Origin of the sequence: Blastomonas fulva (genome assembly GCF_003431825.1) — a bacterium.
Lineage (GTDB): Bacteria > Pseudomonadota > Alphaproteobacteria > Sphingomonadales > Sphingomonadaceae > Blastomonas > Blastomonas fulva.
Map to the genome: position 1 here is coordinate 1,857,707 of NZ_CP020083.1, position 20,615 is coordinate 1,878,321.

17 protein-coding genes, 1 tRNA gene and 1 pseudogene are annotated in these 20,615 nt (G+C 64.2%); 7 read left to right on the forward strand and 12 right to left on the reverse strand.

The window, feature by feature from the left end; genetic code table 11:
* Positions 1-50: 50 nt before the first annotated feature.
* From B5J99_RS08620 to B5J99_RS08645, 7 genes are all read right to left on the reverse strand, one after another.
* Positions 51-2,345 (reverse strand): adenylate/guanylate cyclase domain-containing protein, encoded by a 2,295-nt coding sequence (locus B5J99_RS08620; protein ID WP_245991825.1) that lies wholly within the window; start codon positions 2,343-2,345, stop codon positions 51-53.
* Positions 2,342-2,803 carry a hypothetical protein gene (locus B5J99_RS08625; RefSeq protein ID WP_150126334.1) on the reverse strand — a complete coding sequence of 154 codons (462 nt, stop codon included), beginning with the start codon at positions 2,801-2,803 and terminating at the stop codon, positions 2,342-2,344. Before B5J99_RS08625 ends, B5J99_RS08620 begins: the two co-directional genes overlap by 4 nt.
* A gap of 150 nt (positions 2,804-2,953) precedes the next feature.
* Positions 2,954-3,112, reverse strand: a complete 159-nt coding sequence (locus B5J99_RS19660; RefSeq protein WP_156317921.1) for a BrnT family toxin — start codon at positions 3,110-3,112, stop codon at positions 2,954-2,956.
* Between the two features lie 15 nt (positions 3,113-3,127).
* On the reverse strand, positions 3,128-6,571 hold the full coding sequence (locus B5J99_RS08630; RefSeq protein WP_117352181.1) for an AAA family ATPase: 3,444 nt from the start codon (positions 6,569-6,571) through the stop codon (positions 3,128-3,130).
* 103 nt (positions 6,572-6,674) lie between these two features.
* Positions 6,675-7,421, reverse strand: coding sequence for a thioredoxin domain-containing protein (locus tag B5J99_RS08635; protein WP_069051502.1), 747 nt, complete (start codon positions 7,419-7,421; stop codon positions 6,675-6,677).
* A 60-nt stretch (positions 7,422-7,481) separates the two neighbouring features.
* Positions 7,482-8,198 carry a thioredoxin domain-containing protein gene (locus tag B5J99_RS08640; RefSeq protein WP_054133586.1) on the reverse strand — a complete coding sequence of 239 codons (717 nt, stop codon included), beginning with the start codon at positions 8,196-8,198 and terminating at the stop codon, positions 7,482-7,484.
* Positions 8,198-8,872, reverse strand: a complete 675-nt coding sequence (locus B5J99_RS08645) for a DUF721 domain-containing protein (protein ID WP_245991828.1) — start codon at positions 8,870-8,872, stop codon at positions 8,198-8,200. The genes B5J99_RS08640 and B5J99_RS08645 overlap by 1 nt, the downstream gene beginning before the upstream one ends.
* A gap of 29 nt (positions 8,873-8,901) precedes the next feature.
* Between B5J99_RS08645 and B5J99_RS08650 the strand changes: the two genes are divergently transcribed.
* The 7 genes and pseudogenes from B5J99_RS08650 to B5J99_RS08680 all read left to right on the forward strand — a co-directional run bounded on the left by B5J99_RS08650 (position 8,902) and on the right by B5J99_RS08680 (position 16,277).
* A complete protein-coding gene (locus B5J99_RS08650) occupies positions 8,902-10,005 on the forward strand; it encodes an A/G-specific adenine glycosylase (RefSeq protein ID WP_117352183.1) in 1,104 nt (367 codons plus the stop codon).
* A gap of 45 nt (positions 10,006-10,050) precedes the next feature.
* Positions 10,051-11,349, forward strand: coding sequence for a serine hydrolase domain-containing protein (locus B5J99_RS08655; RefSeq protein ID WP_117352184.1), 1,299 nt, complete (start codon positions 10,051-10,053; stop codon positions 11,347-11,349).
* A gap of 23 nt (positions 11,350-11,372) precedes the next feature.
* Positions 11,373-12,257 carry an NAD(+) diphosphatase gene (gene nudC, locus B5J99_RS08660; RefSeq protein WP_117352185.1) on the forward strand — a complete coding sequence of 295 codons (885 nt, stop codon included), beginning with the start codon at positions 11,373-11,375 and terminating at the stop codon, positions 12,255-12,257.
* 105 nt (positions 12,258-12,362) lie between these two features.
* Positions 12,363-12,436, forward strand: a tRNA-Gly gene (locus tag B5J99_RS08665).
* 166 nt (positions 12,437-12,602) lie between these two features.
* Positions 12,603-13,853, forward strand: coding sequence for a tyrosine-type recombinase/integrase (locus B5J99_RS08670; protein WP_117352186.1), 1,251 nt, complete (start codon positions 12,603-12,605; stop codon positions 13,851-13,853).
* 94 nt (positions 13,854-13,947) lie between these two features.
* Positions 13,948-15,324, forward strand: a pseudogene (locus B5J99_RS08675) (transposase).
* 119 nt (positions 15,325-15,443) lie between these two features.
* A complete protein-coding gene (locus B5J99_RS08680) occupies positions 15,444-16,277 on the forward strand; it encodes an SMI1/KNR4 family protein (protein WP_117352187.1) in 834 nt (277 codons plus the stop codon).
* Positions 16,278-16,477: 200 nt separating this feature from the next.
* Here B5J99_RS08680 and B5J99_RS08685 read toward each other — a convergent pair whose 3' ends face one another.
* The 5 genes from B5J99_RS08685 to B5J99_RS08705 form a co-directional block, all read right to left on the reverse strand.
* Entirely contained in the window at positions 16,478-16,993 is a 516-nt protein-coding gene (locus B5J99_RS08685; protein ID WP_117352188.1) for a nuclear transport factor 2 family protein, read from the reverse strand.
* An 11-nt stretch (positions 16,994-17,004) separates the two neighbouring features.
* Positions 17,005-17,415: a GlcG/HbpS family heme-binding protein gene (locus B5J99_RS08690; RefSeq protein WP_117352189.1), complete on the reverse strand. Its 411-nt coding sequence runs from the start codon at positions 17,413-17,415 to the stop codon at positions 17,005-17,007.
* A gap of 80 nt (positions 17,416-17,495) precedes the next feature.
* The gene (locus B5J99_RS08695) at positions 17,496-18,311 is read right to left on the reverse strand and encodes an SDR family oxidoreductase (protein WP_117352190.1); all 816 of its coding nucleotides are present in this window, start codon (positions 18,309-18,311) and stop codon (positions 17,496-17,498) included.
* Between the two features lie 130 nt (positions 18,312-18,441).
* Positions 18,442-19,332 (reverse strand): helix-turn-helix domain-containing protein, encoded by an 891-nt coding sequence (locus tag B5J99_RS08700; RefSeq protein ID WP_117352191.1) that lies wholly within the window; start codon positions 19,330-19,332, stop codon positions 18,442-18,444.
* 224 nt (positions 19,333-19,556) lie between these two features.
* Entirely contained in the window at positions 19,557-20,393 is an 837-nt protein-coding gene (locus B5J99_RS08705; protein WP_117352192.1) for an oxidoreductase, read from the reverse strand.
* Positions 20,394-20,615: the final 222 nt, after the last annotated feature.

A 20,615-nucleotide genomic window follows, 5' to 3' on the forward strand; every position in this document is an offset into this window, starting at 1 on the left:
TCGGCAGCAGTAACGCTGTCAAAGATCAGGGATGTCAATACGCATTGTGATTATTTGTCCTTCATCACCCAGACGCCGTCCCACGCCTGTGTCGGCGGGTTGGCCTGCATCGCGCGGCATCGATCGACATAGGTGCGCGACAGGCCGTCGCCCGGGTTCAGCGACAGGCATTTCTCGAAGCGGGCGATCGCCTCGTCCCAGCGGGCGGCGCGATAGGCGATCATGCCGTCCTCGAAATGGCCCAGAACGTCGCGCATCGCGGGAAACGACTGCGCGTCGTGATAGTCGAGCAGTTCGAAGACGCGCACCGGTTCAGTCTTGCCCTTGACCACCACCAGATCGATATCGCGCATCCGGTAGGTGCCGTTGAACTTGGCAACGGTGGTCTCGCTCGCCAGGATGCGCGCGGAATAGGCCTTGCACGCGCTTTCCAGCCGGCTGGCGAGGTTCACGCCATCGCCGATCACGGTGTAGTCCATGCGCTTGGGGCTGCCGATATTGCCCGAAACGATGTTGTCGGTGTGGATGCCCACGCCCATGTCGACGGTCTTCAACCCCTTGTCGCGGCGCTGCGCGTTCCATTCCCACAAGGTGCGGATCATGTTTATGGCTGCGCGCGCGGCGCGATCGGGATCGTCGTCGTGCGGCATCGGCAGGCCGAAGCAGGCCATGATCGCATCCCCGATGAACTTGTCGAGCATGCCGCCCTGCGCGGTGATGCAGTCGACCATCAGGCTGAAATATTCGTTGAGGAACGACACCGTCCCTTGCGCGCCATATTCCTCGGTGATGGTGGTGAAGCCGCGGACATCGGTGAACATGATCGTCGCTTCGGCACTGACCCCGCCCAATAGGTCGAGCGCATCGCCATCCATCATCTGCGCGGCGATCACCGGGTCCATGTAGCGCGACATCGTCGATTTCATGCGCTTTTCGCTGCTGATGTCCTCGACCATTAGCATTGATCCCAGCTTGCTGTCGTCGCTTTCGGACACCAGGGGCATGATCGTGAGGTTGACCGACTTGTGCACGCCCGACAGCGCGACATCGGCATCGGGGAAGATGTCGCTGATGCGCTCCTCCTTCACCTTCTCGATCCGCTCGATGATCCAGCCACCGGTCTCGCCGAGCAGATCGGAAAGCAGCTGGCCCTGGACCTCTGCCGCCTTGCACGCCCAGATCCGCTCGATCGCCTGGTTGCAGGTGATCACCTTGCCCAGGGGATCGAGCGTGATCACCCCGTTGGACATGCTTTGCAGCACCGACTCGTTGTAGAGCTTCATTCGCTGGACGTCGTCGAACAGCTTGGAGTTCTCGAGCGCGATCGCGATCTGCCCGGTGAAGGTCTTGAGCTGCTGCTCGTCCTTGTCGGTGAACGCGCCGGTCTTCTTGTTGAGCACCTGGGTGACGCCGATGACCTCGCCCTGCTTGTTGACGATCGGCACGCACAGGATGCAGCGGGTGAAGAAGCCGGTCTGCCGATCGAAGCTGGGGTTGAAGCGCAGATCGGCATAAGCGTGCGGGATGTTGAGGCTCTGCCCGCTGGTGAACACCGTACCTGCGATCCCCGCGCTCGACGGGAAACGGATCTCGTTGACCTTGCCGCCGGCTGAAAACATCGAGAACAAGGTATCGGTGGCCTTGTCGTGGATGAAGATAGTCGCACGTTCAGCCTCGAACATCCGCACCGTTTCGGCGACCACGCGCTGCAGCAGCCGGGTGAGATCGACTTCCGAGCTGATCTCGGAAATCATCGAAAGGAACGCGAGCTCCTTGGCGCGGACCTGCTCGATCTCCTCGATCGATTGCAGGCTCTGCAGGAACACCGTCGCCTGGCTCGTCATCTCCTCGAGCAGCGAGACGTCCTCGGCGGTGAAGTCGCCCTCGTGCTTGTTGATGTTCTGCATCACCCCGATGATCTGGCCCAGCGGAGTGCGGACGGGAACGCACACGATGTTGCGCGTCTTGTAGCCGGTGCGCTGGTCGACCGTGCTGTTGAAGCGCGGATCGGCATAGGCGTCCTTGACCATCAGCGATTGCCCGGTCTGGAAGACCTCGCCCGCGATGCCCGATGTGTTGAGGATGCGGATTTCCTGGCTCTGGCTTCCTTGCGCAAAACGCGAATAGAGCTCGCCGGTCTTGGGATCGTTGAGGAACAATGTGCCGCGATCGCAATTGAGCTCGCGCGAGGTGAGTTCGACGAGCATGGCGAGCACGCCATCGATCTGCGTCATCGTCGCGCATTTGCGGGTGACCTCGAGCAGCACCTCGGTGCGGCGCAAGGCCGCGGCGCGCTGGTCTTCGGTCATCGGGCGGGCAAGGGTGTCGGCTATGGGGGGTGTCATGCGGCGGTCTGTCCCATGTGTGCGACCACGTGTTCGTCCAATCTTTCGCGCAGCGCCTGGACCTGCTGCTGCAGGGCCAGTCGCTCGCGGGCATGTTCGGCTTCCATCGTCATCCGCGCCTGATCGAATACGGCGCGTTCGCCGTCCAGCGTCAGCCGCAGGGCATCGATGCTGCCCCTGAGCTGGGCGATTTCGGCCTGCGCACCCGCGCGGTCTGCCTGCAGCGCGCGGTCATGCGCCTGTTGCTGCATCTCCATCTGATCGCGCATCTGCTGGATCGTGACGGTCAGGTCCGCGATCCGCGCGGCCTCTTCGGACTGGACGCGGGTGACGCGCCGGTCGGCCTCGACCGCTGCCGCCTCGAGCGACTGGCGCAGGCCATCGATCGTCGCCTGCAGATGCAGGTTGGCCGCGCGCATGTCGGAAAGCGTGTCAGGTGCAGTTTGGGCAAGTGTCATGTCGCAGTCGATCGTCCCCGCTGCCTGTGGTCCTATCGGTAACGGCGCAAGTCAAGCGCGGTTAACAGACCATTTGCCATATTTGGGACAATAGGCTGTGACAGCGGACACGTGGCTGAACATTTGTCCAGCCGAACACCGGGTCGATGTTCAGCCGTCGAGTTTCAACGCCTTGCGCAGTTCGGCATTGATCCGGCTCTGCCAGCCGGGCCCCGTCCAGACGATAGCGACAGCGCGACCATCCAGTTCACCGAAGGATACGATACGATCTTCGCCATAGACAAAACGATCGTCTGGGATTTCAATCAAACCCCTTGCGTCAAGCTACTCCGCCGCGAGCAGATCAACCGCGCCGCCAAGATCTACTGACACGAGGCGGCTGACCCCCTGCTCGACCATTGTCACCCCGAACAGGCGGTGCATGCGGCTCATCGTCACGGCGTTGTGGGTGACGATGAGGTAGCGGGTGTCGGTGACTCGGGCCATGTGGTCGAGCAGGTCGCAGAACCGATCGATATTGGCGTCGTCGAGCGGCGCGTCGACCTCGTCGAGCACGCAGATCGGTGCGGGGTTGGTAAGGAACAGGCCGAAGATCAGCGCAACCGCGGTCAGCGCCTGTTCGCCGCCCGAGAGCAATGTGAGCGAGGAAAAACGCTTGCCCGGCGGCTGTGCCATGATCTCTAGCCCCGCCTCGAGCGGATCATCGCTGTCGATCATTTCGAGATGCGCCTTGCCGCCGTTGAACAGCCGGGCAAACAGATCGCGGAAATGGCCGTCCACCGCAGCGAATGCCGCCAGCAGGCGCTGGCGTCCTTCGCGGTTGAGCGCGCCGATCGATCCGCGTAGCCGCCCGATCGCCTCGACCAGCTCGTCATGCTCCGCGCGGATCGTCGCCATTTCGGTTTCCAGCGTGGCGAGTTCGTCGGCGGCGATCAGGTTGACCGCGCCCAGTCGTTCGCGCGCCTGGGTCAGCCGCTCGTGCTCGGCGGCTTCGCTATCGGCTCCGGCGATGCCCTCGGGGTCGAAGCCGAAGCGCTCGGGCAGCACCGGGGGCGGGCACTGGAAGCGCTCGCCGCAGCCCTGGGCAAGCTCGATCCGCCGCTGGTCCTGATGCTCGGCGCGCGCCGTCGCGCCGGCGCGCTCTTCACGCGCCAGCGTCAGCGTCTCGGCGGCCGCCGCGGCGATCCGCTCGGCTTGCACCAGCGTCGTTTCTGCCTTGGCTGCATCGCTTTCGGCCTGCGCCTGGGCTGAGCGCGCGTCCTTCGCCGATTGCTCGAGCGCGGCGATCTGCGCGGTCAGCGCTGCGGGCTTGTCGGCGATCGCCTCGCGTTCGCCTGCCAGTTCCGCGGCACGCAGCTGCATGTCGCGCAATCGCTGCGCCGCCTCGCCCGAGCGGCCCTGCCAGCCCTTGATCTCCGCGCGGACCGTCGCGCGGCGTTCGCGCAGCGCGGCCAGTGCCTGTCCTTGAGCGGCGAGCGCGGCATGTGCCGAGCGCAGCGCGTTCTGCGCAGCCTGGGTGCGTTCGGCAAGCAGGGTGACCTGCTCGCGCTGGGCCCCGCCATCGGGAAGCGACGCGCGTGCTGCCTGTGCTGCTGCGCGCTCCGCCTCTGCAGCGGCGGTATCCTGCGCCAGCCGCTCGATGCGCTCGGCCAGATCGTCGCGGCGCTCGCCATCACGGGTCAGCGCGTGTTCGGCCTGGTCGCGGTCACGCAGCGCCTGGCGTTCTGCGACTTCGGCGGCATTGAGCGCGGCGGTCCCCGCAGCGATCCGCGCCTGCACCTCGGCCAGCCGCTGCTGGCTCTCGCCGAGCATGGCGTCGGCAGCGTCCAGCCGCGCCGCAAGCGCGGGCCGGGCGGCTTCGAGCTCGGTCAGCCGGGTGCGGCGTTCGAGCCTTTCCGCCGCGCCCGCGCCATCGCCCGAAGACACGAAACCGTCCCAGCGCCGCATCCGGCCATCACGGGTGACCAGCCGCATCCCGGGGGCGAGCGCCTGGCCGTCATCGGTGTCGGCGACCAGGATCATCGCCAGCCGGGCGCGCAGCGCATCGGGCGCGCGGACATGATCACCCAGCCGGACGGTGCCCTCCGGCGCCGTGATTGTAACGGGCTCGCTGGCGCTTCCGGTCCAGAAATGGCCGTCACCCCGCGCCGCGCCGATCACCGCACCCAAATCCTCTCCCAGCGCTGCCGCCAGTGCTTTCTCAAAGCCCTTGTCCGCCTGAACCTGATCGAGCGCGCGATCGCCTTTGCCGGAGCGCCTGGCCAGATCGCGCGTCAGCGCCTCGATCTCGCGCGCCATTGCGTTGGTCTCGGCGCGCAGCGTGGCAAGATCGGACTGCGCGGCATCGCGCGCTGCCACCAGCGCATCGCGCCCGGATTGCGCCTCGGCCAGCGTTCTGGATGCCGCCTCGCGATCGGCCGAGGTGCGGGCGCAGTCGGCCAGCGCCTCATCGCGCAACCGTGCCAGCGCGGCGGCATCGCCCAGACCGCCCAGCTGGGCGCGGGTCCGCTCGAGCTCGTCGCGCGCGCGGACCTCGCGCGTGCGTGCGGTGGCAAGCGCGGCATCGGCGACCTTGATATCGGCATCGGCGCGGGCAAGCTCGGCGCGTGCTTCGGCCAGCGCGACTTCCGCCTCGCGGACCGCGCGCTCGGCGCCATCCTGCGCCTGGGTCAGCGCCGGGCCGCGCGCGTCTTCGGCGGCAAGATCGGACTGCACCCGCGTGTTTTGCGCCTCGAGCCGCTCCAGCGCGGCGGTGGCATCGTGCGTCAATCGGTCTTCGCGCGCGCTGTCCTCGGCGATCCGCGCCTGCTGGCGGTCGAGATCGGCCAGGCGCTGCGCTGCGGCGTCGCGCTCGGCGGTCAGGCTGGCGACCCGATGCGCGAGCGACTGGCTCGCCTCGCGCGCGGTCTGCAGCGCCATCCGCGCGGTTGCCACCGCCTCGATCGTTGTGCGCTGGCGGGTCTGTGCTTCATCCTGAGCGGTCTGTGCTGCGACCACCCGTGCTTCTGCAGCCCCTGCCTCGTCGCGCGCCTGCTTCGCCGCGTCTGCTGCGGCACGCCAGCGGGCGAACAGCGCGCGCGCTTCGGCGAGCGCGATCTCGCGGCTGAGCGCGCGGTAGCGCTCGGCGGCGCGCGCCTGCTTGGTCAGCGTCGCCGCGCGCGCTTCCATATCGCCCAGCACCTGCAGCAGCCGCTCGAGGTTCGCCTCGGTTGCACGCAGTTTCTGCTCGGCATCCTTGCGGCGGACGTGAAGGCCTGCGATTCCGGCGGCTTCCTCGAGCATCTGGCGGCGTTCGGATGGCCGCGCGGAGATGACCGCGGCGATCCGCCCCTGGCTGACCAGCGCAGGGCTGTGCGCGCCGGTGGCAGCATCGGCGAACAGCAGGGCGACGTCCTTGGCACGCACATCGCGGCCATTGGCGCGATAGGCGCTGCCTGCGCCGCGCTCGATCCGCCGGACGACTTCCAGCTCGCCATCCTCGACCGAGACCGCCGCCAACACCGGCTGGCTGACCTCGGTAAGCAGCGAGACTTCGGCGAAATTGCGGGAGGGGCGGGTCGCGGTGCCGGCGAAGATGACATCTTCCATCCCGCCGCCACGCATCGACTTGGCAGAGCTTTCGCCCATCACCCAGCGGATAGCCTCGAGCAGGTTGGACTTGCCGCAGCCATTGGGGCCGACGATGCCGGTGAGCCCGGGTTCGATGCGCAGTTCGGCAGGTTCGACGAAGCTCTTGAACCCGCTGAGCTTCAATCGCTTGAACCGCATCGGCGCGGTGAAGGCAGGGGTATTGAAGGCGGGGGCGCTGATCGGCGCGCCGGGCGTTTCCGCCCGGTCGTCACCTGTCTCGATCAGCCCCCCCTGGTTCAGCTTAACGCGCTCCCATCGCCTGGATCTCGGTTTCTAGCGCCGGCCAGCCGGTGAACTCCACCTGGCGTCCGTTGAGGAAGAAGGTCGGCGTGCCCTGGATCTTGTCCTCGCGGGTTGCCTTGCCGGTGGCGTCGGCCAGCGCGCGCGCTGCGTCGATATCGGTCAGGCACTGGTTCGACTGATCGCGCGAGATGCCGCGCTGCGCGAAGAAGTCGGTCAGCCCCGTGCCCTCGGCCAGCGCGACATAACGCTGGTTGTCGGGGAGCGCGAGCACCTGGTCGAAGCGCTGCTGGCCCATCGCCTGCGCCTTGGTGAAGATGTCGGCCTGGTTGGCCAGCACCTGCTCGGTCAGCGCGAAATAGCTTTCCTGCGGGCCGCAGCGGGTCAGCATCGATGCGGTGAGATCGAGCGGTTCGCGCACGAAGTTGCGCAGTTCGAAGCTCACCCGGCCGCTGGCGACATATTTGTCGCGGATGGTGGCGAAGGCGGTTTCGGCGAAATCGGCGCAATGGCTGCAGGTGAGCGAGGCATATTCGACCAGCTTGATCGGAGCTTCGGGGTTGCCCAGCACGAAATAGCCGTCCGCCGTCTTGGTGACGGTCTCGGACCAGTTCTTGCCGGCGGGTGCGGGGATCGCCGCGATCGGCTCCTTGCTGGCGGCACCTTCGGCGGTGGTGTCCGCCTCGCCACCGCACGCGGCGAGCGACAGCATCAGGGGCAGGGCAATCAGGCTGGCAATACGCTTCATAAGGGCTTGGTCCTTGTCATTCAGATCCGCGCATGTCGGATAACCTCGTGTGATGGCGCTTTAGCGGCTGGCCAGCAGCGGTTCCAGACTTTTCCAGTCGTACACATTGGCCAGCAGCTTGCCGCCCAGCGTGAAGCTGGGGGTGCCCTGCACCTTGACCGTGTCGGTGGCGAACTTGGTCATCGCCAACACCTTGTTCTGTTCGGTCTTGTTGGCCAGGCACGCATTGATCTGCGCATCGGTGGCGAGCGGCGCGTGGCGGCGCAGCTCGTCGTACAGGCCAAGATCGCTGGCGATCCGCTGCAGCCGCGCGTTGGTATCGCCCTGATACCATGCCGCCTGGCCCTCGCGGCCCATGCTGCCCGCCTTGCCCAGCCAGGTCTTCTGGCTGGCGAGCAGGCCCTTGTGCCGCCGGAAGAAGCTGCGCGGCTCGCCGCAGCGCGCCAGCAGCGCGACTGTCAGGTCGACAGGGTCGCGGATGAAGTTGCGCACTTCAAGGCTGGTCTTGCCGGTAGCGATGAACCCGTCGGCCAGCGCAGGGTTCGATTCCTGCTCGAATGCCGCGCAATGCGGGCAGGTATAGCTCATGTATTCGATGATCTTCTGCGGCGCGGCGGTGTTGCCGCGGACATGGCCGCCGACATCCGACTGGCTGACCTTGTCGGTCCAGGCGGTGGCGGCGCTTTGCGCGGTCCCTGCCACGGGCAGCAGCGCGGCCGAAGCGGCGGTCAGGGCAAATGCGGTCAGGGCGATCAGGGGGCGCAGGGGCGCTTTCATCAATGGACCTCGTCAGATGGTGGCGGCGCAAACAGGCGCACGGGTTTGAGATTGTCGCTTTTCAGCTTAACCGGGGCTGCACGCGCCGCCTCGGCCGCAGCCTCGCGTGCCTCCTTGTCGGCCATCGAGCGTGCGAGCGATTCGAGAACGGTCTGCAGTTCGGGGTCGCCAATCGGCTTGAGGCCATCGGCCGGCGCGATAGCCATCGGCTTGAGCGACGGCGGCGCTGCGGGGCGCGGCTCGGGCCGCAGCGGGCGGCTGAGCGCGCCATGGCGGTATCGCACCCGCGCCACCGCCTCATAGCCGAAAAAGCGGTTCACCCGCGCAATGATCTCGGGCTCGGCATGCTGCATGAAGATCGCGGTCGCGCTGGTGACCACCAGGTTGAGCGTGCCCTGCGCCTTCTGGCCGCGCGGAAAGGCAATCGATTCGGGGCTGGCCATCGCGGCATAACGCGGCCCTGCAATCTCGGCCCAGCGGCTGACCAGCGAGCTCTGCACGAAACCGAAGCGGCGAAAGCTGGTCTCGCCGATCGCCGGGATCAGGTCGGCAATGCCGCGCGCCTCGCCGCCGCGCGCGCGCGCCGGGCGGGCAGGCGGCGTCGCTGCCTTCTTGCGCGCCGATGCAGACGGCTTGGCAGGAGGCTTTGCAGTTTGGGGCTTATCGCGTTCCATATCGCAGCCGACCATGGCATAGCCGGGCCATGCCCGTCGAGTGTCGCGAGAAAATTGTGGATGAGCGCGAAGCTCCGCGAATCGCGGCTGCCTTGCTCGATCATTACGATACGCACGCCCGCACGCTCGCCTGGCGCATTTCGCCGCAGCAGCGCGCAGCCGGGGTGCGGCCCGATCCGTATCGTGTCTGGCTGTCCGAGGTGATGCTGCAGCAGACCACGGTCGCTGCGGTCACCAGCTATTTCAACGCCTTCATCGGACGCTGGCCAACGGTCGAGGCGCTGGCGGCGGCTCCGGCCGAAGACGTGCTCGCGGCCTGGGCGGGGCTGGGCTATTATGCCCGTGCGCGCAACCTGATCGCCTGCGCGCGCGCGATGGCGGCTGATCATGGCGGGCGTTTTCCCGACACCGAACCGGGATTGCGCGCGCTTCCCGGCATCGGCGACTATACCGCCGCTGCCGTCGCGGCGATCGCCTTCGACCGGCCATCGGCGGTGGTCGACGCCAATGTCGAGCGGGTCACCGCGCGGCTGTTTGCGATCCACACCCCGTTGCCCGCCGCAAAATCCGCGATCCGCGCAAAAGTCGCGCAGATGCTGCCCGCTGCGCGGCCCGGGGATTTTGCGCAGGCCATGATGGACCTGGGCGCCACGATCTGCACCCCGCGCAACCCCTCGTGCCTGCTGTGCCCGGTCGCCGGCTGGTGCGAGGCGCGGGCGCAGGGGATTGCCGAATCATTGCCGGTCAAGCCGCCCAAAAAGGCAAAGCCCGCGCGCACCGGCACCGCCTGGTGGATCGAGCAGCAGGGCCATGTCCTGCTGGTCCAGCGCGCCGACAAGGGGATGCTCGGCGGCATGCGCGCGCTGCCCGACGACGGCTGGTCTGCAAGCCGTAACGGCAATCGCGCGCCGCCGCTTGCGGGCCAGTGGACGCAGCTCGATGCCGCGGTCGCGCACGTCTTCACACATTTTTCGCTCGACCTGTCATTGGCGCTTTATCGCGGGCCCCAAATCGATAAGGTTGCCTTTGAAAACCTGAATGGTGCGTGCTGGTGGCCCGTCGAGCGGATTGAGGAGGCGGGGTTGCCGACGCTGTTCGCCAAGGCCGCGCGTATCGCCATTCAGCATAGATAAAGCCGCGTCCGCCAAAGGCGGGGCAAAGACGAACAGGAGCAGACTATGTCGAAGGTGTTGAACCAGATGCCGAACTTGAGCCGCCGCCATGTGCTGGGATCCGCCGGGCTGCTTGGCCTGTTCGCGGCGATGCCGGGCTATGCCCGGGCGATGGTGACCGGCGATTTCGGGCTGATCCGCGCGCAGGTCGAAGACTATGTCGCGTCCAAGAAGGTCGCCGGCATGCTGGTGTCGCTGGGCTTCGGCGCGCAGGAAGCCGCATTGATCGGCGCGGGCAATCTGGCTCTGGACATCCCCACCCCGGTCGATGCCAATTCGCTGTGGCGCGTCTATTCGATGACCAAGCCGATCGCGGGCATGGCCGCGATGATCCTGGTCGACCAGGGCAAGCTCAAGCTCGACCAGCCGATCGCGGACTTCATCCCCGAATTTGCGAACATGAAGGTGCTGACCGATCCCGCCAAGAGCCTGGATGCAGTGCCCGCCAAGACGATGATCACCCCGCGCCACCTGATGACGCACACCGCGGGCCTGGGCTACAACATCGTCACCAAGGGCCCGCTGCTCGAGGAATACAACAAGCTCGGCATCAATCCCGCCGCGGTCAGCAAGACCCCGATTCCCGGTTTCCCGATGCCCGCGCCGACCCCGCCGATTGACGAGTTCGCGCGCCGTGTCGCCTCGCTGCCGCTGGTCGCCGAGCCGGGCACGATCTGGAGCTATTCGATCGGGCTCGACCTTCTGGGCTATGTCATCCAGGTCGCCAGCGGCATGGAACTGGGCGCGTTCCTGCAAAAGGCTATGTTCGATCCGCTGGGCATGACCAGCAGCTACTGGACCGTTCCGCAGAGCGAAGTTCCGCGGCTGAGCACCAATTACGCGCCGTTTGCAGGCGCGCTGATCCCGATCGATCCGGCGCAGGACAGCATCTTTACCACGCCGCCAGCCTTCCCGTTCGGCGGCGCCGGACTGGTCAGCAGCGCGCGCGATTACGACCGGTTCCTCGGCATGCTGGTCGGCAAGGGCCAGCTGGGCGGCACGCGGATCATGTCCGAGGCGACCGCATTGCTCGGCATGTCCAACCTGCTTCCCGACACCGCGGTCACCAAGGGCACCTGGGTGGAAGACCAGGGCTTCGGCGCGGGCGGACGCGTGGGCCTGGGCAATGCCAAGGGTCCGGCAGGGACCTATGGCTGGGGCGGTGCAGCCGGAACGGTGGCGTTTGTCGACCATGTCCGCGGCATCCGCGCATCGGGCTTTACCCAGTACATGCCGGCCGAAAGCTATCCGTTCCAGCGCGAATTCCCCAAGATGATCTACGACCAGCTGCAGGCGATGGGCTGATCGGCCGCAACGGGGGAAGCGCTATGTCCTTGTCGCTGATTGCTCCGGCGCTGACCGGGGGGCGGATCGACCGTGCCGATCAGGTCCGCGTCGATCCCGACCGGCTCGCCGGCTACATGAACTGGAAGGCGAAGCTGCTCACGCTCAATGGGCTCGAGCCCGAGGTCAGCGTCGAGGGGCGGCTGGTCTGGCACAGCCTTGCCGATGCCGCGCCCGACAGCGAGCTGATCTTCCTGGGGCTGATGGACGACAAGGCGCATTTCGCCGAATTGAAGCGCAGCGAGCCCGGCTCGAGCCTGCACTACAACCCGCGCGTCTGGCAGATGCTCGCCAGCCTGCCCGCCGACGAGCTCGCGTTGTACGGCGGCGCGCGCACCCTGGTCGACTGGCACGCACGCCACCGCTTCTGCTCGCTGTGCGGGGCCGCCAGCACGATGTCCAAGGGCGGCTGGTCGCGGACCTGTTCGGGCTGCGGCGCGGAGCATTTTCCGCGTGTCGATCCGGTCACGATCATGTTGTCCGAATATCAGGGCAAGGTCCTGCTCGGCCGCCAGCCGCGCTTTCCCGCGCGCCGCTTTTCCGCGCTGGCAGGCTTTGTCGAGCCGGGCGAGGGCATCGAGGAAGCGGTCGCACGCGAGCTGTTCGAAGAAGCGGGAATCCGCGTGCGCAACGTGCGCTATGTCGCCAGCCAGCCCTGGCCGTTCCCGTCCTCGCTGATGATCGCCTGCACCAGCGAGGCGCTGAGCGACGAACTCACGCTCGACACCACCGAGATCGAGGAGGCGGGCTGGTTCAGCGCCGCCGAGGTCCACGCCGCGATGGCAGGCGACGAGACCGCCCCCTTCATCGCGCCGCCCCCATTCGCCATCGCGCATGACCTGCTCAAGCACTGGCTGGACGCGCAGTAGACACCGGCTCTGGCTCCGACTGTCGTTTTGCAGTCAAACCAGATATTGACGCTCCCGGTAGCAAGTGGCATTAGCGCCCTCGCATCGCACACGCGACCCATGCGCGCGGGTATAGCTTAGTGGTAAAGCTCCAGCCTTCCAAGCTGGCTATGAGGGTTCGATTCCCTCTACCCGCTCCAAGACCTCTCTCAGGGGGTCCGAAAACGTCGCTTAAGCAGCTGTTTTTTAGCGCTTTTTTGTGATATGCTTTCCCAGCAGTTCCAGTAATGTTCCCCTGCACATTAGCCGTTTGATGGGGTTTATGATGGACCTGCAGCAAAACTTGCTGGCGAAAGGTCCATCACAATGGCGGGAAGTGCGAGAAAACCGGGGCTTACAGCGGCTTCAATTGCGCGCGCAAAGCCAAAAACCATTGATTACAAGCTGTCGGATCGGGACGGGATGTACCTCCTGGTGAAGCCCAGCGGCACAAAATACTGGCGGATGAACTACCGTCATTTCGGTAGCCAGCGGACGGTGTCGTTTGGCCGATATCCGGATGTCAGTTTGGCAGATGCCAGACAGCGCCTCATTGAGGCCCGACGCTTGATCGCAGACGGCATCGATCCGGGCGACCAGGCCAAGCTGGACAAAATAGCCGACAGCGTTGCGGCGTCCAATTCTTTCGAGTTGGTGGCAGCCGAATGGTTGGAGAAGGTCAGGCTTGAAGAGAGAGCTGCTGCATCGATCAAGAAGTACGAGTGGCAACTCGGCCTGGTGACGCCTACTATCGGGCGACGACCGATCTCGAAGATCACGGCCCATGAGGTTCTGGTTGCACTTAAGAAAATCGAGCGGACCAAGCGGTACTATACCGCAACCAGTGTGCGGACCACTTGCAGTCAGGTTTTCCGCTTTGCCATCGCAACTGCGCGGGCCGAGCGCGACGTGTGCGCTGATCTTCGTGGCGCGCTGGTGACGCCCAAGGTTGTGCACCGGGCTGCGATTACAACGCCGAACGAAGCAGGGGCTTTGCTGCGATCAATTGATGACTACGATGGCGACGTTCTGACCCGGATCGCCATGCAGCTTCTCGCCCACGTTTTTGTCCGCCCCGGCGAGCTTCGGCATGCCGAATGGGCGGAGTTCGATTTTGGCCGAAAGGTTTGGACGATCCCTGCACACAAGATGAAGATGCGCAGACCCCACGCCGTGCCATTGTCGCACCAAACTTTGGAAATCTTGCGCCAGATCGAGCACGACGCAGCATACAGCATCTATCTTTTTCCATCATTGCGGTCAGTCGATCGACCTATGTCGGACAACACCATCAACGGCGCGTTGCGTAGAATGGGTTACACAAAGGACGAAATGACCGCGCACGGCTTTCGCGCCATGGCAGCCACACTACTCAATGAGATGGGAACCTGGAACAGTGACGCCATCGAGCGACAACTTGCCCACGTGGAAGCCAACGCCGTGCGGAGAGCCTATACGCGCGGGCAGTATTGGGAAGAGCGCGTGCGTATGATGCAGCATTGGTCCGACCATCTCGACCAACTCAAGGGTGGAGCGAAGGTTCTCCGGCCTAAGTTTCCACAGGTAGCTCGAGGCTAAAGGCTGGAATTGGGTGGATTCTGTTGAAAAACTCGCCCTTGCAATGGCGCTGGAGTATTGATTCTATGTCTTCGCGAGCAAGCGGAGACGGCCGATGATGGGCGGACGGACGGTGGCGCAGGAAGCGCTGTTTTATAGCTTCAACCTGGAGCGGCATGTTCCACAGGATCATCTGCTCCGCTCGATTGACAGGTTCGTCGATCTGTCGGGCATTCGCGAACATCTGCGGCCCTTCTACAGCGCGACCGGTCGGCCCTCGGTTGATCCCGAGCTGATGATCCGGATGCTGATCATCGGCTATTGCATGGGTATCCGTTCCGAGCGGCGACTGTGCGAGGAGGTGCATGTCAACCTCGCCTATCGCTGGTTCTGCCGCCTCGGGCTGGAAGGCGATGTGCCCGACCACTCGACCTTCTCCAAGAACCGGCATGGTCGTTTCCGCGACAGCGATGTGCTGCGCCAGCTGTTCGAGTCGACCGTGGCGCGCTGCATTGTCGAGGGGCTGGTTGGTGGCGAAGGGTTCGCGGTCGATGGCAGTCTCGTGCGCGCCGATGTGAGCCGCCAGCATGCCGTCGATAGCGCCGACGCATTGCCTGACGCGGCCACCAGCCATGCCGTTCGCGAGTATCTGGCCGTGCTCGACGATGCCGCCTTTGGCGGAGCGACCCCGGTGCCACCCAGGCAGTTGGCGGTGGCCGATTCGGCGGCGCGCTGGACTGCGGCAAGCCGCGAGCGCGCCTTCTTCGCCTATGCCACCAACTATCTGATCGATCTCCAGCACGCGGTGATCGTCGATGTTGAGGCGACCACCGCCATCCGCCAGGCCGAGGTCACCGCCCAGCGCCGCATGATCGATCGGACGCGCGAGCGCTTCGGTCTGTGGCCCGAGCGGCTCGCGGGCGATGCAGGATATGGCGACGCAAAAAACCTGTCATGGCTGGTCGAGGAGCGCGGCATCGAGCCGCACATCCCTGTGTTCGACAAGTCCGCCCGTCGCGATGGCACCTTCGAGCGATCAACCTTCACCTTCGATCACGAGGATGACAGCTATATCTGCCCTGCCGGCAAGCGGCTGCGCCAGAGGCAGAAGGTCTAGCGCGAGGAACTGCCGTTCGTCGATGAGAACGGCATGCTGCGCTACCGCGCCAGCAAGCTCGACTGTGACGCCTGCGCTCTCAAGCCACGCTGTTGCCCGTCCCAACCGGCGCGCAAGATCCTGCGTTCAGTCCACGAGGGCGCCCGCGATCTGGCGCGCGACATCGCCATGACTGACACCTATCTCGTCTCGCGCCGCCAGCGAAAGAAAGTCGAGATGCTGTTCGCGCACCTCAAGCGCATCCTCAGAATGGATCGCCTGCGCCTGCGAGGTCCAAACGGTGCAAGAGACGAGTTCCTCCTCGCCGCCACCGCCCAAAACCTCCGCAAGATGGCCAAGCTGATCCCGATGCCCGCCACCCCAGCCCCCGCATAACCCGGGACGAGGCCTCCAAACCACGCCTAAGCGGGCGCTAGCCTCGATCTCGGCGACGGGTTTTTCAACACAATCGGGCGGAAAGCGGACGTTAAGACCTGCACGGTAATCAGGCCGGCATGGCCGAGTATGACCCATCGAGGCGCAACCTCTTAATTGGCGGCTCTATTGTCGGCATCTTGGCCCTTGGTGGTTTGCTGCCAAGTGCCTGCGCCATCAGCAAGTTCAACCAAGGCCGGGAGCTGTCGATGTCGGATACTCCAACGCGCCCCGATGGCCAACCGCTACCATTGCTGGATGAGGACATTGCACCTGTGCTGGTGCGGTTGGACGCATGGTATGCCGCTAATCTATCGCGGCATAAATATGTACTCAATCCACCGGCGACCGACGCGCAGATCGATGCTTTCGAACACCTTGTCGGCATCAAGATGCCGCGATCCTACCGCCAATTATATCGGTGGCATGACGGTGAGAATGATGACCGCTGGGGCCACATCTACGGACTTTCGTTAATGCCATTGGAACATGCCGCAGCCGATTGGGCGGCTTGGACCAAGACGCTGGCCGGTTTTGGCGGAAACCCATACGCGATTGTTGGCGGAGCGTGGCCCGAAGGATCAGTGAACCCGGCATACATCAATCGTGCATGGATACCGCTGACCAATGACGGATCAGGCAATCACATTGGCCTAGATTTCGACCCGTGGCCCGGCGGCCGGACGGGCCAAGTAATCCTTTTCGGGCGAGACGAGGACGTGAAGGTTGTGCTGGCCGAATCGCTCGGTCAATTTCTCCAATGGATTGCGGGACTGCTGGAGAGCGGCAACTTCAAGCTTACTGTAGCGGAAGACGAAGTCGTGCTGCGGGAGTTTCGACTGAAGGAACCGCCTGTGGACCATTTTCACGAAGGTGCGCGAACTCTTCTGGGCGCGCCTGGGCCCTTCATTTGAGTCGCTCAAGGTTTAACGTTCGCAACGGGGTCGGAAAATGAATTTCCGATTCTGGCTGAATCGTGGCGGTTTCCTGCCAATCAATCGCTGCCTTCTGCATGCAGGCGTCTCGTTGCAAATTTGGGGGAAACAATTGTCGTCCTGCCACATAAGGGGCACCGTGATTGCATCACGGTGCCCTGCGAGTGCCTCCCTTTTTCTCAGCTGGATCCCGCTGGCTCCACCCGGGTCCACAGATCATCGAATGCATGGGCGTCGAAGAACGCATGTGCCTTGACAATTTGACCGTCACGCAGCCGTAAGATCCAAGCGTAACTGTTGACATAGGGCTTTCCGTCACGCGCGGTGCCTTTGGCGTCGAAATGCGCTACCACTGTATCGCCATCGGCGTAGATCCGGTGAACAGTCGGGATAAGCCGATGCGCCATGCGAGCGTTGAACGGCCGGATCACGTCGCGCAGAAAGGCCTCCTTACTTTCGTAAGTTCGCGATCCGAGCGAGTTGCCAGCGATCGTCCACCGGGCATCAGGCGCGAGCAGATCATAGGGGCTCCCGGTGCCGTTGGCCCATGCCTGGAGCGCGGCTGCGATTGCGGCTCGGTTGCGGCCTTCTTCGTCGAGAGGCGCAGCCTCGGTCTGAGTCCCGACCGCTTGAACACTCCACGCCATTCCGACGAAAGCGAGCGAAAGCGCGAATGTCTTGATGAGGTCCTTCATGACTTTCCCTTTCATGGCTGGAATTGGAGAGAAGCGACCGCCGCCTCTGCTACCTGGTAATCCTGCGCGACTGCGCCTCCCGAAACACCAACCGCGCCGATTAGCTCTCCGGCCGCGTCGCGGATCGGGATGCCGCCAGCGAACACGATCAGCCCGCCGTTGGTTCGATCAAAGCCGGGTGAGGTGCCGCCAGGCTTGACGAAGTCGTAGAGCGCTTCGGTGTTGAAGCCGAACAGCGCGGCTGTCCGGGCCTTGTTCATGGCGATATCGGCGGAGCCAAGCAGTGCGCCGTCCATGCGGGTGAACGCCTTGAGGTTGGCGCCGTCGTCATAGATGGCAATGTTCATCGGCACCGCGATCGCGGTGGCTTCGCTGATGGCGGCCGCCATGGCGGCCGCGACCTGTGCATCGGTGATGCTCATGGAGATTTCCTTTCCTGTTAGAGAATGAGGAGGGGCCGACTGATGCGCCCTGGACGCATCAGCCGGCCGCTCGCACAAGATCAGATCTGGTTGTCCCAGGCCTGGAGCTGATGTTCCTTCAGCATGTCCTCGATGGCCTTGGGCATGACGTTGCGGAACTTGCCCTCGTCGGCCGGTACGACCTCGATCATGCTGTCGATCATCTCCTGAGCGTCCATGCGACCTTCAGGCGTGGCGAAGAAATCGTCGAAGCCCTTGCGCAGGTCGGCGCGCTTGGTGAAGTTCACTTCGTCGTCGAGCCAGCGGAAGGGGTTGTCCGCCATCGTTTCGTTGTAGCCGGTGTAGTAGGCACCCGGATTGATGGTCTGAACCTTCACGCCGTAGGCAGCCAGCTCCTGTTGCATTGCCTCGGCGAACGCCTCCAGTGCATGCTTGGTCGACACATAGGTCCCCCAGTTTGCCGGGGTGAACAGGCCGCCCATCGAGGAGGTGAACACCACCTTTTTGCCATGCGCCTTGCCTTCGCGCACCCAGCGCTGAACGACGCCCTGCGTCAGCTGCAGCGGCAGGAACACGTTGACCTCATAGTTCTTGCGCACGAGGTCGAGCGGGATTTCCCAGACCGGCCCGGCTTCGCCCATGCCAGCGTTGTTCCAGAGGATATCGAAGTTCCACTTGATCGCCTGGCGGAGATCGTAGGGATCAGTCAGGTCGAGCCGTTCGACGCGGATCATGTCCGACAGGCCGAGCGCAGCAACTTCCTCGCGCAGCGGGGTCACCTGCGAGGACACGTGCACCGTGGCAATGATCTTGTGGCCGTTGCGGGCCATGCCGATGGCAGCGCCCTTGCCGAAGCCACCGGCGGCACCAGTGATGAGAATGGTCTTGCTGGTCATTGTCTCTACTCCCTTTTTTCCGGCCGCGACCGCCGCGTCCGATGAATGGGAGTTAGACCGAGGGTGCTGGGCTCGCCGTTCGGGTCTTGGGGCAATTATCGCAAAATTGCGGCCGCGATGGGAGAGACCATTAGAGTCGCTGACGGAACAGCCGAGGTGTCATACCGGTGCGCTTGCCGAAGCTGGCGGAGAAGGCAGAAGGCGTTTCGTAACCGACAGCAAGCGCGATGCTGGTGATCGGCAGATCGGATTTGGCCAGCAGCTGCTTGGCACGTTCGATCCGAAGATTGACCAGCCAATTGTGCGGCGTCTCGCCTGTCGCGAGACGGAAGGCAGTGCAGAAATGGAAGCGCGACAGCCCTGCAAGGTCGGCCAGCACGTCGAGCCCGATCGGCTCGTCGAGATGCTGGCGCATGTAGTCGGTGACCTTGCGCACCTGCCAGTCGGCAAGACCGCGCCGGGCGGGTGCCTGCAGCGCTGCGAACGAAGAATGACCTCTCACCAGTTGGGTGACCAGCAAATCGGTAGCCTGCTCGGTGAACAGCCGGGCCGATGCATCAAGATTGGCTGCCTCGCGGCCCAGCAGCTCCATGATCCGGGCAGCCGCAGGATCCTCAAACCCAACGCGGGCCATCAGATCGATCTGACCACCTCCAGACAACTGTTCAGCACATTCGGCCAGGCGCTGGCGGGCAAGGAAAACGTGACTGACCCCGATCGGTCCTGCAATGTCCCAGCGTCCCTCATGACCCTCGGGAATGATCGTGATCGTACCGCTGCGGGTCTCGCCAGCCAGGCGTTCGTTGCCGCGCCGCCAGACGATCTCTTGCGGTTCGTCATAATAGGTGATGATGACATGGCCATCCATGCCTCCGAGATGATCGTGAAGCGCGCCATGGCTCCATGGGGTGGTCAGCCGTGTCATTCCCCGTAACGGCTCGTCGATGACGGGCGGAGCCTGATCCAGGACACGCGCAAGTGCATCATGCGCCGGACCGAACTGGGAGGATGCAACCGACATCACGAGTGCCCCCGCTGTCCAAATCGCTACGTTTTTCCGAGAACCGTTCTCGGCAGATAGCCACCTTCGCTAGCGTGGCTAAAGCGATCCGGAATTGCAAGTTGATTGCGGGCTCGAAACAACGGCAACAACACATCGGGAAGGCTTATCGTGCCGTAGTCTCAAACGGCGGCGCCCCCGGGCAGCATCGCTACCCGGGGGCTTGGAATTTGTGTTCAGCTTGATTAGGAGCGGCTGAAGTCGGTCGAAACCGAAACTTCGTGCCACTCGGCAAGAATGGCCGCATCAGCCGCGTGCTTCGCCTCGATGGCCGAGACTGTGTCGCTGCCCAGCGGCAGGCGGACGGGCGGGTTCGGCGCATCGGCGAATGCTACAAGCACTTCGGCCAGCTTGTCCGGATTGCCGGGCTGGGCGTGGTTAAGGTCGACCGCCCGGCCGCGTACGGCACCGGCGGTGGCGTTGTAGTCATCGATCCGCGTTGCGCTGACTGACAGCGATGAGGAGTCGAGGAAGTCGGTGCGGAAGTATCCCGGTTCGACCACGGTGACTGAGATCCCCAGCGGGGCTAGCTCAGCATGCAGCGATTCTGACAAGCCTTCGACCGCAAACTTGGTCGAGGAATAGACGCCAAATCCAGCTGAACCGCGGTAACCGCCGATCGACGAGATGTTTAGGATGCGGCCCGAGCGCTGTCCGCGCATCACCGGCAGAACCGCGCGGGTGACGTTGAGCAGCCCGAAAACATTTGTGCGATACACTCTTTCAACGTCCTCGGCGCTGGCTTCTTCCACTGCGCCCAGCAGTCCGAAGCCGGCGTTGTTGAGCAGGACGTCGATCCGTCCGAAGCGACCTGCCGCCCCTGAAACTGCCTCTTGCGCCTGCGCTTCGTTGGTTACGTCGAGAGAAACGGCCAACAGGTTGGGGTGGTCGCCGAGGGCCTCCCGTACGGCCTCGGCACGCCGCGCGGTTGCTACGACATTCGCGCCACCTTCGAGTGCCAGACGCGCAATCCGAAGGCCAAAGCCCCGCGACGCGCCAGTGATAAACCAAGTTTTGCTCATGATGCTTCTCCTAGTCTTGAGCCTGAGGAGCATCTATTGAACTGGCGAGCTATTCACCGTTCAGGGATTGTCGGGTCTGTCGCGATCTTGCGGTATCAGAGCAACAAGGGTTCCGAGCACGCTCGCCAAATCGATTTGGCACGTCGTCGCCGAAATCGATGTGGCGTTTTTGGCCGATTTGGGGTCGCTTTCAGAATGGCGCCTCCTGGGAAAAGAACCCGC